We start from the raw sequence: 12897 nt of genomic DNA on the forward strand, positions 1-12897 counted from the left end.
TTGAATATTTGGGATTGGTTGGCTGCACTCGTATTAGGGTTTGTTGAAGGGATGACCGAGTTTGCTCCGGTGTCTTCCACCGGCCATATGATCATTGTGGATGATGTTCTGTTCAAAACGAAAGAACGATTTTCCCAGGAAGCGGCAAATACGTTTAAAGTCGTCATTCAATTAGGCTCTATCATGGCCGTTGTTGTTCTAATGAGGGAGCGGTTTGTCCAGCTGCTTCGGATGTCGCGATCCGATGGTTCGCGCCTGCATCTCTTGAAGCTTGCCGTGGGGTTAATTCCATTTGGCGTTCTGGGGTTATTATTTCATGACGATATAGACGAGTATTTGTTCTCAACGACAACGGTCATCATTGGATTGGTTGCCGGTGCCTTACTGATGATCGTGGCGGATCGAGTATCGAGAAGACGTACGAGCACCGAGTCGGTTGACCGGATTACGTATAAGCAGGCGCTTGTAATGGGATTGTTTCAATGCTTGGCACTGTGGCCGGGGTTTTCCCGTTCCGGTTCCACCATATCCGGAGGGGTCATGTTGGGGATGAGCCATCGCGCGGCTGCCGATTTCACGTTCATTATGGCGGTTCCGATCATGGCCGGAGCCAGCTTCATATCGCTATGGAAGCATTGGGACTCGATAACGGCTGACGTCGTTCCTTTTTTTGCTAGTGGCTTTATCAGCGCTTTTGCGTTCGCTTTGCTGTCGATCCGTTTCTTTCTTAAGCTGATTAACCGCATTAAGCTGGTACCCTTTGCTATTTATCGACTACTGCTGGCGGCGGTGATATATGTTGTCTTCCTCTAGACGTCCAGTAGCCGGCCCGTCTTAAGTCGGGTTTGCAAACCCGTCGCGGGTGCGTTTCTGTCAAGTGGCCATTTCTTTATTCTAAATGTAACAAAACGTTTGGGATGGGGAAGGGAACCATGAAAGAAACACACAGCATTTATGTGCTGCTTACCGATACAGGAACGCTATTTACGAGATTCATCCGATGCTTTACCGGAGTGGAGATGAATCACGCGTCTATCGCCATGGATCGGGAGCTGAAGGAAGTGTACAGCTTCGGCCGCAAGCAGCAAAATAACCCGTGGATCGGAGGTTTCGTAAGGGAAGATATGACTAGCCGCATGTTTGGCCAAGCTACCTGTGCCGTGTACCGTTGTACGGTGAGCAAAGCAGCCTATGAACGAATTCGAAGCCGGATACGTGAAATTGAGCGGAACGAGCATCGGTACAAATATAATTTCCTCGGGTTGTTCGGGGTGCTGCTCAATATGCGGATTCATCGCGAAAATGCGTATTTTTGCTCCCAGTTCGTCGCGTCGGTACTGGATGAGAGCGGCGTAGACATCAGCACCAAGCCCGCTTGTCTGGTAACGCCGGCCGACATTGAACGGGCGCAGCCCCTTCGGGAGGTGTACCGCGGCTGCTTGCAGAAATATTTGCATAAAAGCTCGAAGCACCTGTCTGAACAAACATTGCCGGCTTAACAAATGGAGGTGGGAGGTATCCGTCGCGCCTGCAAAAAAGACACAAAAAAACAGCACATCCGCTGTGCCGTACCTGTAAAAGACATATTTAAAGCAGGGGGCTGTATCTCAAGCCCTTATAATAGTAGTATAAATGAAAGAAAAGGATAAGTCTATATCTTTCTGGAAAAATAGGATAATGTTGTTGTACCCGGCCGGTTATTATTCAAAGGAGCGTGCAGCAATGGAAGCAAGTTCATGGGATGACAAGATCGACTACCTGCGAAACACAAGATGGACGTTGTATAACGACGACTATATTGAATTTCTAGTGAAAAATGTTTGGAAAATTACCGAGCCGATCCGCCTCATCGACTTCGGATGCGGATACGGTTTCATGGGGTTGAAGCTTTTGCCGATGCTGCCCCTTGGGTCTACCTATACCGGAGTTGATGCGGGGGGAGCGCTGCTTGCCCATGCCAAAGAGCTTTTTGCCCAACTGCCTTATGAGAGCGAATTTATCCGTGCGGATATTCAAACGGTTTCTCTGGAGCGCAAGTATGATATGGCTATCAGCCATGCATTTCTGATGCATATGCCCAATCCGAAGGAGATTTTGCACAAGATGATCGATTGTGTCGAGGATCAGGGGAGAATCGCCTGCTTCGAGGCGCACTGGATCGCGAATATGGCCAGCTATTATTTCGAAGGGGTGGACCAGTCCGATCTCGTCCAGCTAGGGCCTACTCAGCGGTTATATGAATCGGACACCAAGCGGGAAGGCAAAGACGGGAATATCGGCATTAAGCTGCCCGTCTACATGAGCGAGCTGGGAGTGAAGCAGGTTCAGTGCAGAGTGAGCGATCGGGTGAACTTTCTCGATTTGAATACAGGTCTAGAGAACAGGAACAAGCTTGCGAATTCCATGAGGCCATCACCCTGCGGTGAGAAGGAAGAGTTTGTCCACAATCTGATGATGCGCGGGATGACCGCTCAGGAAGCATCACAGCAATACGAGTGTGAGAGACGATTTGAGGCGGCGCTCCACCCGGATGCTTATTTTGCGGAAGCCTCCAGTATGAAGATTTCTTTTGGCCTTATCGACAGGACGTAATTATCCTTCCTTACAAGTACGAAGTAAAATCCGGATAATCGGTGGATACTTCATCCGGTTTCTTGGTATAATGGCTGCAATCCAATAGCCGTTATATGGGCTTGGTTCCGGACCGGAAGGGAAGTCATCTATGAAAATGATCCTCTTTTTTATTCTCCTGCTGCTGTATCCGTTGTTCTTGCATTGGGTCAACATCCATGATTACCGGGTCGTGCCTTTGATCGTTCCCTATGCGCTCGGCGTGCTGTCTATCACGGTCATGTTGACGGGCATCGCCGAGTTTGTCATGAAGAAAATGAAGGGGAAGCAGGAATAGCCAAATTCATAGGAGAGGATGATCTCTTATCAACCAGGATCGCATCAAAGCTATGATGAGCTGTACTATCGAAGGCAATTTGCCGGCCTTGCGAACAATGCTGGAGGAGGATCCTTCGTTAGTAAATCGAAGTGTCGGGTACTTCACTCCGCTTCATTTTGCCGTACGATCCGGGAACATCGACAGCGTACGCTTATTGCTCGAATACGGAGCCGATCCGACGGAGAGAACATTAGGCTGGCAGGATGACTCATGGACCAAAGCGAAGGATCGCGGATATGAAGATATTGCGAACCTGCTGGAAACGCATATGGGTCATCGCTACAAAAGCTCACCGGCAGGAAGCGGCATCGTGGAAAGTATTAAGAACCGGGATCGAGATGAGATCCTAAGACAGCTTAATGCGGACCCGGAATCGATCCACACCGGCGACGAACGTGGCAACCGTCCGCTTCATTGGGCTGTGCTCACCCGGCAAATGTGGCTCATTGATGAATTGCTAAGCCGCGGGGCTGATTTGCAAGCAGCCAGAGTGGATGGAGCTACACCGATTCAGCTTGCTATTGACGGGGATTACTGGTATCGGGCCAACCGGGATTTAAGCCAGGAAGCTATTCGCGATCAATGGATTCTTGTAGGCTATTTGCTGGCTTGCGGCGCCGAGTATGACTTATGCACGGCTGCCTCCGTAGGCGACACGATTCATGCACGCAGCCTATTGGAAGCGAAGCCGGGGCTAATACACGAGAAAAATGCCATTGGCAAGAGACCGTTAAGCTATGCGGCCAGAAGCGGTTACCTGACCATGCTGAAGCTTCTTTTGGAATACGGTGCAGATCCGAATGGTGATGAAGAGTCCGGAAAGAATGGAAGCGCTCTCTGGCAGGCAGCCAAGGGAAATTATCTGGATTGTGCGCAATTACTTCTGGACCATGGCGCGAATCCGAACAGCGATGTGTATGCCAGCGGCAACCCATTATATATTGCTATGAGCAATGGGCACGATAAGATGGTCCATTTATTATATTCGTACGGTGCCTCGGTAAACCTGGATTGTGCCTGCTGTTTGGGCAGAATCGATTTGGCGGGAGAAATCATAAGAGCCAATCCTTCGTTAATCGAATCCGGTGATTACGGTCCTTTATGTATGGCGGCAGGATATGGCCACACGGACATCGTCAGGCTTCTCATTCGCAGCGGCGCGGATTTGAACGCAGTGTGGTATGCGAACAATTACATGGGATACGCTTTGGATACCGGACTTGAAATGGTCCGACTACTTCTTGACGCCGGTGCCGATCCCAACAATGCAAATTGGCAAGGGATAACCTATCTGCATATAGCTGCATGGCTCGGTAATGTTGAATATGCGAAGCTGCTGTTAGACTGCGGCGCCGAGCTTGAGCCTATCGATCAAGAGTATGGTACTACGCCGCTCGGCTGGGCGGCCAAGTACGGACGAACCGAGATGGTCCGCTTTTTGCTTAGCAGAGGGGCGAATCCGTTACTCCCGAAAATAGAGCCGTGGACGCAACCGTTGGCATGGGCGATCCGTAAAGGATATAAGGAGATTGCCGTACTTCTTTCGAACGAGAACATTTAACGATGTTAATTGATACTTGGAACGGCGTAAGGGCTGTTTAGCAGGGAAATCTTAAATGATGTCGAAAGAATTACTGGTTCACCAAAGACAAGAACTTTATAGCGAGGAGCGAATTTATTTTGTTTTTGCATTTTTTACAGTCCCGAGAGCATAAGAAAGCATTCCTGGAGCTGGCTCAAGTCGTGGCTCAAGCCGACGGGTTTGTTAGCGGCAAGGAGCGAGGATATCTGCACACCTTCATGGATGAAATGAACATGAGTCAGGATCTGCAAGTCATTTCTGAAGCGAGAAAGCTCCCCGATATTGTCGAAGATTTAAAGGAAGACCATGTCAAGGACATTGTATTCATGGAAATATTGCTGTTGATGTATGTAGACGGCGATTATAACGATGAGGAAAAGCAAATCGTGAAGGATTTGAAGGAGCTGTTCGGCTTCTCCGATGAGAAATACGAAGCGTTCCGCAGCTGGGTCATTCGTATGGACCAACTGAAAATTGAAGGCATGAAGCTCATTTTGAATACCAAATAATCCGCTATAATCCAGGAAAGCAGGGTATGAAGTACCTAGTTCCTGGATTTTTTTGCATTTAAGTAAGCTTTAAGGAGCTTTTATCCTTTTGGAAATCGGTTCATTTGTAAGGATGGACTGGGAAAATACAATGAAAACCAAAAGAATAACATAAAAAAACACAACGTAACGTAAATTAACGATATTAATTATTTTTCGAGATAAGGTATGATAGATCTTGTACTTTTTTTGGATGTTATCATCCTGAATCGCAACTAAATAGGAGAGAAGAGAGAGAAGCCATGAAAAAAGCATTAAGTTTAGTCATGGTCACCGCCGTTGCTGCAGGTTCCCTGGCAGGCTGTGCACCAAAAAACGATGGTTCTGCTAACAGCTCCAACGGAGCAGGCGCAACAGGACCGACCAAGTTTTCCATTGCCCTTCCTATCACTACAGGGGACGGCTATGGACAGCGTTCACCGGACTTGAACAAGGACAAGTGGGTACAAAGATTGAACAAGCTCGCCAACGTAGAATTGGACGTTCGTCTTATTCAACGGGAGAAAATGAGCGTGCTGTTCGCAGGAAATGATATCCCGGACGTGCTTGGAACGCTGGATATGCCGACAGGCAAAGATATGGCCGGATCCGTGGAAGCCGGCGTCTTCATGCCGCTCGACGATTTGCTGAAGGAATATGCACCTACCGTGTATAAGAACGTTCCTAAAGCAGCGTGGGACTCCGTTACCTACAAGGGCCAAATTTACGGGATTCCAAGCTATTTGACGAATCCTTCGCGCCGCGGCACGTACATCCGTACGGATTTGCTTGAGAAAACAGGGCTTGCTGCGCCGAAGACCGTCGATGAGTTCTTGAACGTAATGCGTGCCTTCAAGAAGCTCGGCGTAGAAAATCCTTATCAAATGCGGGAAAACTTCAAGTATGCCGACATTCTGCTCGGCGCGTTTGACGTACTGCCGTACAAAGACCAGTTCGAGAAGCAGGGCGACCAAATCGTACCGAAGTTCTTTGACGTGGAAAATACGCAAAAAGCATTGCAAGCCTACAAAACGATGTATGATGAAGGCTTGATGCCGAAGGATTTCGCAACAATCAGCTCCACCGACTACAGCAAGAACATCAACGCCGGTAAAGCAGGCATGTGGTCCGCTAACGTAGGAACCGGGCTGAGAGACTTCAGAACCAATATTAAAGCTATCGATCCGGCTGCCAAAGTGGATGTTATTCCTTCTCCGAAAGGACCTGAAGGAAAAGGCGGATACTTCCTGTATTCTCCGATGGTTACAGCATACTACATCAACAAAAACGTAGATAAGCAAAAAGCTATCGGCATCATGAAGTACATTGAATGGATGCAAACCGAGGAAGCGGCCAAGTTTTTCAGCTTCGGCGTTGAAGGAGAAAACTACACGGTCGAGAACGGTAAAATCAATTACAAATTCCCGACGAACAAAGAAGAGTCGCAAGAGGAATCGTTCCGTACTTCTTTGAGAATGGCGTCCGACGCTACGTATAACAAGCTTCAATTGGAGCTGAGCGCCGACGGTAAAGAAATTTTGAGCGCATTTGACAACGTGTTGTCCAAAGAGGGCTTGCCTGGTATCGGGTTCTACCCGGATTTGAAAGCTTTCTCCAAATATCCGGACTTGACTCCGCTCGGAGATACCGGTCCAAAATTGATTATCGACCATATGATCAAAATGATTTACGGCAAGGAGCCGATTTCCGATTGGCCTAAAGTTATCGAGGAATACAAGGCTAAAGGCGGCAACGAGATCATCAAAGAAGCGACCGAGCGTTATAACAACAAAGACGGCGTTTCTATCTTTAACAATCAATAAGATATAGCAATAATTAAAAGCATCTGTCTTGAGCAATCAAGGCGGATGCTTTTTCTCATGAAAGGTTATCCCGGCTGATTATCGGGTACGGCTGCAATGACGGATACCAGATTGGTGCTGCCCATGCCTAACCCTATATGCCAAGGACTCGAAGTGGCATTCATTTTCTCAAAGGTCCTTGAAGCGTAAAGCCTCATATAAGGACAGGAGGTGAAACCGGCATGCTGCAGACGTCCGATCCAGCGGTTCGTTGTTTCATGTCTTTCAAAGCGGGCTTGCTCAGGGCTTGCAATAATATCTTCGATCTCCCGACCGAAAAAAATTTTGAGAATCCGGTTTTCTTCATCCGATAAATCCAAGCTGTCGATCAATCGAAACAGGGTGGAGAAGTGCTCCCAGCAATTGGTAAACCGTTGAAGGGTATCCGGCGTTTGGTGGTCAGAATCCGGCTCGCATAGGACAATGCAGGAGGGCTGGAGCTCTCGAATGCTTTGCAGCACGGCGGTTTTTACGGAATGGATGCCCGAGGTGCCGAAGTCGCCTATATGATGCATGGCGAAGGTTGCGTTGACCAATAGCCGCCCGTCATGCGCCGAGAATTGCTTCCAATCGGAAGGAGTCAATCGTTCAATTTCAACAGGGACAGGTTTGAAGAGCAGCGGTATCCCTGCTTGGTAAGCCGTTTCCTCGACGTTTTTGCGAGCATCCTCCAAGCAGGAGACATTGGGTTCTATGGCATACAGGGTGATGGATGCGGGGCGCTTGCCTTGTCTTGCGAGCAGCTTTATCAGGCTGACCAATTGGCGGCCGGTACCGATGCCCACTTCAAGCAGAGTAACAGCTTCACCGTGTTGGATGTAGCCGGATAACAAGGAGTTCGACAGCTCCGATGCATGGAAAATTAATGGAAAGCGGGCTGCCAGAAGGTTAAACAGCTTGATTTGCGGTACGCCGTAATCGCGCAAATATAGATTCATTGGCTTGATCTCGCTCGGCTCGACTCTTTTCATCAAAGCGGTTGCGAACAAGTAATACAGCAGATCTCCCGGCTTTTCCTTCATCTCCAGTCTTCTAATAAACAAGTCGAGCTTAGCCTTCGTATCGGCACTATGTGAAGCAGCGGTTTCCGTCATTAGCGATTGGAGTATGGCGTCATAGGACATAGTTACATCGTTCATCATCTTCATCCCTTTCTTCTGGTGCTTGCGGCACGTGGACTACAAAACAATTATAGAAGCACATTTTCCCGGGGGTAAGGGATAGAAGCGGGAATTGTTACGGGAACTATTCGGGAACATTTTCACACAGCTTCCGCCTGTCGTATAATAGAAACCGAGAGTGGCGAAAGAGCCGGTCGTTACGAAAGGTGGTCTTCATACTGTTTCTATTGACTTATTTGGCGGTGCTGAACATTGCCGGCTTTATGATGATGGGCTATGACAAATCCCAAGCGGTACATCATGGACGAAGAGTGCCTGAGAAGCGTTTGTTTGCGGTAGCGGCGGTTGGGGGAGCATTGGGAGCGTGGCTGGGAATGAAAATATACCGGCACAAAACGAAGCACCTGTCCTTTGTCATCGGACTGCCCGTCTTGTTCGTGCTGAATATGGTTTGTATTTATTACTTTACAGACTTCTATTATTCCGATTAATATCAAAGATTTCAGCTAACCCCAGGGCCAAGCAGGCAAAAAGAAGAAACGGTATCCGGAATGCGTATTTTGCGTATCCGATACCGTTTTTTTTGTAAAAGGAGAAAGACACTCACTTTACATACATACTGTATGTATGTTAATATGGGCTTACACCAAATTTTGGAGGCGATTTTATGAAATGGAACAGCTTTTATACCGTTATTTTGACGGACAACGTTGCGGCAAGCGCAGCTTTTTACACAGAGTACTTCGGGTTTGAGATTGTATTTGAATCGGATTGGTATGTTAGTTTAAAATGCTCACAAGGGGACATTCCTTACGAGCTGGCAATCCTGGATTCCCAGCATAGCACCATACCAGCACCTTTTCGCAATAGAACGCAAGGACTTATTCTTAATTTCGAAGTGGACGATGTCGATGCGGAGTATGCGAGGCTTATTACACAGGCAAAGCTGCCGCTGCATCTTGAGCTTCGCGATGAAGAATTCGGTCAACGGCATTTCATCACGTCGGACCCGAATGGTGTGCTGATCGATATGATCACGATCATTCCGCCGTCCGAAGCCTTCTTGAAGCAATACCAAGAGAATGTATGGGAGGAAGGGAAGTAAGCGATACGTGAAACGTAACAAGGAAGACACGAACGCAACGATTCGAGCATTGCTTGACGTTGCCAGAGAGCACTTTACCGTCAAAGGGTTTGCGGCAGCTTCGCTGGAAGAGCTCGCGAATGAAGCGCAATTGACGCGCGGTGCGCTGTATCATCATTTTGGCAGCAAGAAGCAGCTGTTTATCGCGGTGTTGGAATCCGTTCAGCATGAGGTGGCACAGCGTGTCGAACAGGATGCGGCTCAAAGCGACGATGTCTGGGAGCAGCTGCTCCGGGGCTGCCGGGCTTTTGTCAGTGCGGCCGTAGAACCGCGAAACAAGCGGATTATGCTCATTGACGGACCGGCGGTGCTGGGGTGGGAGCAGTGGAGGAGCATGGATGAGCGGAATTCGATGAGGCTTCTGTATGGACAGCTTGAGATGATGCAAAACGAAGGCTACATTGGAAACGTGTCTATCGATGCTCTCACGCACACTCTTTCGGGTGCTTTGAATGAATCGGCGCTTTGGATAGCTCAGACGGAGGATAGCGAACGGGCGCTGGAGGAAACGATGCACGTCATTTCCCTTTTGCTGAGCGGTTTTAAAAGGTGACAAGAGTAAGACCGGCGATTAAAATAAAATTCTGCCCAAGCTAATGAAGGAGGATTGCAGCCAATTGAATACGCTGAAGCTTCGTCCGTTTATTCCGTCCGGTGAAGATTATCCGTTGGCACAACGTTTTTTCGAGGATTTGGGTTTTATCGTTGTGTATTCCGACAGCAGTTTGACGATTTACCGAACAGGGGAGCAAGAGTTCTTCTTGCAAAACTATTCCAATCGCGGATTCCAGGAAAATTTCATGGTAGAGCTGATTGTATCGGATTTAGATGACGTATGGGAGCATCTGCAGACGTTAACGGATAAATATCCGATCCGAATCAAGGAGCCGACATGGTACCCATGGGGCAAACGCGAGGTTCATTTGATCGATCCTGCGGGCGTGTGCTGGCATATCTCGCAGGTGAACCTAACATAGAGTACAGAATGAGAACGGGCTGCGGAGCCCGTTTTTTTCATATTACATTCAGCAGTAGTAAGTCCGAGATCATCAGATTTTGTAGAGCGGCATAGATCATGGAACCCAAAATCCATAATAAAAAATAAGGGGTTGCACCTCACGCGGCGTGAGGTTGTATAGTGAGCTTACCGGTAAAATCAAGCGCGCGAAATGAGGGGATGGTTATTAAGCGAACCTTTTGGAAAGTAGGAGATTTGGCCGGCCAAACCGGGCTTACCGTCCGGACGCTTCATCATTACGATGAAATCGGGCTGTTCTCCCCATCGATGCATTCCGAATCGGGCCACAGGCTGTACAGCCAAGAAGATATTGCGAAGCTGCAACAAATTCTTTCACTGAAACAGCTTGGGTTCACGTTGGAGGAAATAAAAGAGATTTTGTCCAACCCGTACTACAACAAGCTCGAAGTAATCAAATTTCATTTGGACGGCATTAAGGAGCAAATCCGGATCAAGGAACAGATGCATGAGCAGCTGGAGAGAATATACCAACAGCTCCTGACTCATCAGGAAGTTACGGCTGAGCAATTTATCCAATTAATAGGAGTGACTCAAATGAACGCTGACAACTATTTTACGAAAGAACAAATGGAAAAGATGACGGAGCATTTCGGCAGTCTGGAGCAAAGAGCCTTGTATGTAAAAGAATGGGCTGCTATTCTGGCGAATCTTCGAATAGAGATGGCGAAGGGAACTCCGGCGGAAAGCCTGGACGTTACGAGGCTGGCTGAGCTGCAAAGCTTATTGACCGGAGGCGGCGATCTTTCGCTTATCAATGCGATGAAAAAGTACTACATGGATTTCCCGGAAACCGGCGAGAAATTCGGATTGGATGCCGAGCTTTCCGAATATATGAAGAAGGCTTTGGCCAGTGCAGGCAAATAACCGATAGCATAAGGTCATGGCATACCTTTTAACGAATTGCTTCCAAGGCCGCTGATCAAGCGGTCTTTTCTCTCTGAACAGTCTTGACTCCGCTTCAATGGCTCAAGCTGCTGAAAGCTAATGCATCATTAATTAATTAATTAATTAATTAATTCCTGTTTACTAGCGCCGATCGTCAATATAGCAATCGAGAAGAAACGAACGCACGTTTCGTATGGTATGGTAACGGTACGCAAGATAACGCGCTTATAGACACATCAAACTGCTTCATTTAGGACACTTTAAAATCTTCAGTCTTGATGGGCAGCCTCATACCGTTACATGAATTCCAGCCCGCCAAGAACGTGAAAGGAGCAGTCTCTATGCTACAAGTCATGATGCGTTTCCCGCTGCTGATGTTTAGTTACCTATCATCACCGCCTATGCATGGCGACGAAGGAACGGAAGCAAAGGACGATGGAAACATGACGGACGACTGCAAAGAAAATCTGGATTGTATCCCCTTTGAAGGAGGAGACAAAATTGAGAAATAACCGCAAATTCCAAGAGCGGCTCGGAACATTACGGACTGTAATGGACGGTTACGTAGAAAGCGGGAAAATACCCGGCATCGTGACTTTAGTCAGCCGAAGAGGCGAAGTGGTTGTCGATGCCTTCGGCAAGCAATCGCTAGGAGGTGGATCGATGCGCCGCGACTCGATTTTCCGGATTTCCTCCATGACCAAACCAATCGTGGCGGCTGCCGCTATGATTCTGGTGGAGGAATGCAAGCTCCGCCTCAATGACCGGATAGACGACCTGCTGCCGGAGCTTGCAGACCGTAAGGTGCTGAGACGAATCGATAGCCCGCTAGACGACACGGTGCCTGCAAACAGACCCATAACCTTAAGGGACCTGCTGACCTTTAAGCTCGGCATCGGAATCGTAATGGCTCCGCCAGGACTGTATCCGATTCAGATAGCTTTGGATGAGGCGGGACTTACCCCGGGACCAAATCCGCTCAAAGTCGCTCCGGATGAATATATGAGCCGGCTCGGACGCTTGCCGCTTATTCATCAACCGGGAGAGAAATGGATGTATCACCTCGGTTCCGACATTCTCGGCATACTGGTCGCCCGGGCTAGCGGGCAATCGCTTGAGCAGTTTTTGCACACGCGATTGTTCGCACCGCTAGGCATGAAGGATACCGGGTTTCACGTTCCGGCGGAGAAGCTGAACCGGTTCACATCCAGCTACATGGCCGGTAAAGAAACCGGGGAATTGGCAGTTCACGATGAAGCTTCCGCTAGCCGCTGGGCAGAGCCTCCCTTGTTTCCTTCCGGCGGAGGCGGACTGGTTTCGACCGTCGATGACTATTTGGCTTTCTGTCAGATGATGCTCGACAAAGGGGTGCATAATGGCGAGCGCATTTTGTCAAGACCCTCCATTGAGCTGATGATTACCGATCATCTGACGCCGGAGCAGAAGGCGGACGCCCGCATCTTTTTCGGGGAGCATAGCGGCTGGGGCTTCGGACTTGCGGTCAATACTCGTCGTGTCGATCTGGCTACGGTTCCGGGGCGTTTCGGATGGGACGGAGGCATTGGTACAACTGCATATACCGATCCCGTAGAAGGGGTTATCGGCATACTGATGACTCAGCGTCTGATGGAATCTCCTGAGCCTCCCGGTGTGTTTCTCGATTTCTGGACATCGGCGTACCAATCTATAGATGATTAGGACTATTACTTAAGGGTTGAACGGACAAAGATTCGAATTTTGAAGCATACTAAAAGATGCGATTTACATTAAGCCCAAGGAGATGGTAA

Annotated in this window: 15 protein-coding genes; 14 read left to right on the forward strand and 1 reads right to left on the reverse strand. The window is 48.5% G+C overall.

The window, feature by feature from the left end; translation table 11 throughout:
* The 7 genes from DVH26_RS18520 (at nt 1) to DVH26_RS18550 (ending at nt 6882) form a co-directional block, all read left to right on the forward strand.
* Nucleotides 1-813, forward strand: a complete 813-nt coding sequence (locus DVH26_RS18520; RefSeq protein WP_275590478.1) for an undecaprenyl-diphosphate phosphatase — start codon at nt 1-3, stop codon at nt 811-813.
* 119 nt (nt 814-932) lie between these two features.
* On the forward strand, nt 933-1499 hold the full coding sequence (locus tag DVH26_RS18525; protein ID WP_239635236.1) for a hypothetical protein: 567 nt from the start codon (nt 933-935) through the stop codon (nt 1497-1499).
* A gap of 223 nt (nt 1500-1722) precedes the next feature.
* The gene (locus tag DVH26_RS18530; RefSeq protein ID WP_239635237.1) at nt 1723-2592 is read left to right on the forward strand and encodes a class I SAM-dependent methyltransferase; all 870 of its coding nucleotides are present in this window, start codon (nt 1723-1725) and stop codon (nt 2590-2592) included.
* Nucleotides 2593-2722: 130 nt separating this feature from the next.
* On the forward strand, nt 2723-2908 hold the full coding sequence (locus DVH26_RS18535; RefSeq protein ID WP_239635238.1) for a hypothetical protein: 186 nt from the start codon (nt 2723-2725) through the stop codon (nt 2906-2908).
* 52 nt (nt 2909-2960) lie between these two features.
* Complete coding sequence (locus DVH26_RS18540; protein WP_239635239.1) at nt 2961-4511, forward strand: ankyrin repeat domain-containing protein; 1551 nt, start codon at nt 2961-2963, stop codon at nt 4509-4511.
* Between the two features lie 119 nt (nt 4512-4630).
* Nucleotides 4631-5041 carry a co-chaperone DjlA gene (locus DVH26_RS18545; RefSeq protein WP_239635240.1) on the forward strand — a complete coding sequence of 137 codons (411 nt, stop codon included), beginning with the start codon at nt 4631-4633 and terminating at the stop codon, nt 5039-5041.
* Between the two features lie 281 nt (nt 5042-5322).
* Nucleotides 5323-6882: a type 2 periplasmic-binding domain-containing protein gene (locus DVH26_RS18550; RefSeq protein WP_239635241.1), complete on the forward strand. Its 1560-nt coding sequence runs from the start codon at nt 5323-5325 to the stop codon at nt 6880-6882.
* Between the two features lie 65 nt (nt 6883-6947).
* Here the strand turns inward: DVH26_RS18550 and DVH26_RS18555 are convergent, their stop codons facing one another.
* A complete protein-coding gene (locus DVH26_RS18555; RefSeq protein WP_239635242.1) occupies nt 6948-8063 on the reverse strand; it encodes a GRAS family protein in 1116 nt (371 codons plus the stop codon).
* A 185-nt stretch (nt 8064-8248) separates the two neighbouring features.
* Here DVH26_RS18555 and DVH26_RS18560 point away from each other — a divergent pair, with 185 nt between their 5' ends.
* From DVH26_RS18560 to DVH26_RS18590, 7 genes are all read left to right on the forward strand, one after another.
* Nucleotides 8249-8533 (forward strand): DUF1294 domain-containing protein, encoded by a 285-nt coding sequence (locus DVH26_RS18560; RefSeq protein WP_345774066.1) that lies wholly within the window; start codon nt 8249-8251, stop codon nt 8531-8533.
* Between the two features lie 176 nt (nt 8534-8709).
* The gene (locus tag DVH26_RS18565) at nt 8710-9147 is read left to right on the forward strand and encodes a VOC family protein (RefSeq protein WP_239623928.1); all 438 of its coding nucleotides are present in this window, start codon (nt 8710-8712) and stop codon (nt 9145-9147) included.
* Nucleotides 9148-9154: 7 nt separating this feature from the next.
* A complete protein-coding gene (locus DVH26_RS18570) occupies nt 9155-9739 on the forward strand; it encodes a TetR/AcrR family transcriptional regulator (RefSeq protein WP_239623930.1) in 585 nt (194 codons plus the stop codon).
* 64 nt (nt 9740-9803) lie between these two features.
* The gene (locus DVH26_RS18575; RefSeq protein WP_239623932.1) at nt 9804-10163 is read left to right on the forward strand and encodes a VOC family protein; all 360 of its coding nucleotides are present in this window, start codon (nt 9804-9806) and stop codon (nt 10161-10163) included.
* Between the two features lie 161 nt (nt 10164-10324).
* Nucleotides 10325-11089 (forward strand): MerR family transcriptional regulator, encoded by a 765-nt coding sequence (locus tag DVH26_RS18580; RefSeq protein WP_239623935.1) that lies wholly within the window; start codon nt 10325-10327, stop codon nt 11087-11089.
* 362 nt (nt 11090-11451) lie between these two features.
* Entirely contained in the window at nt 11452-11622 is a 171-nt protein-coding gene (locus tag DVH26_RS18585; RefSeq protein WP_239623937.1) for a hypothetical protein, read from the forward strand.
* Between the two features lie 40 nt (nt 11623-11662).
* Nucleotides 11663-12808, forward strand: a complete 1146-nt coding sequence (locus DVH26_RS18590) for a serine hydrolase domain-containing protein (RefSeq protein ID WP_239635420.1) — start codon at nt 11663-11665, stop codon at nt 12806-12808.
* The last annotated feature ends 89 nt before the right edge of the window (nt 12809-12897 follow it).

The sequence above is a fragment of the Paenibacillus sp. H1-7 genome, assembly GCF_022354825.1.
GTDB lineage: Bacteria > Bacillota > Bacilli > Paenibacillales > NBRC-103111 > Paenibacillus_S.

Bases quoted from the DNA above. Each gene is read 5' to 3' on its own strand.
- DVH26_RS18525 (WP_239635236.1), top strand. From the start codon at position 933: ATGAAAGAAACACACAGCATTTATGTGCTGCTTACCGATACAGGAACG.
- DVH26_RS18590 (WP_239635420.1), top strand. From the start codon at position 11,663: ATGGACGGTTACGTAGAAAGCGGGAAAATACCCGGCATCGTGACTTTA.
- DVH26_RS18535 (WP_239635238.1), top strand. From the start codon at position 2,723: ATGAAAATGATCCTCTTTTTTATTCTCCTGCTGCTGTATCCGTTGTTC.
- DVH26_RS18555 (WP_239635242.1), bottom strand. From the start codon at position 8,063: ATGATGAACGATGTAACTATGTCCTATGACGCCATACTCCAATCGCTA.
- DVH26_RS18585 (WP_239623937.1), top strand. From the start codon at position 11,452: ATGCTACAAGTCATGATGCGTTTCCCGCTGCTGATGTTTAGTTACCTA.
- DVH26_RS18530 (WP_239635237.1), top strand. From the start codon at position 1,723: ATGGAAGCAAGTTCATGGGATGACAAGATCGACTACCTGCGAAACACA.
- DVH26_RS18550 (WP_239635241.1), top strand. From the start codon at position 5,323: ATGAAAAAAGCATTAAGTTTAGTCATGGTCACCGCCGTTGCTGCAGGT.
- DVH26_RS18540 (WP_239635239.1), top strand. From the start codon at position 2,961: ATGATGAGCTGTACTATCGAAGGCAATTTGCCGGCCTTGCGAACAATG.
- DVH26_RS18565 (WP_239623928.1), top strand. From the start codon at position 8,710: ATGAAATGGAACAGCTTTTATACCGTTATTTTGACGGACAACGTTGCG.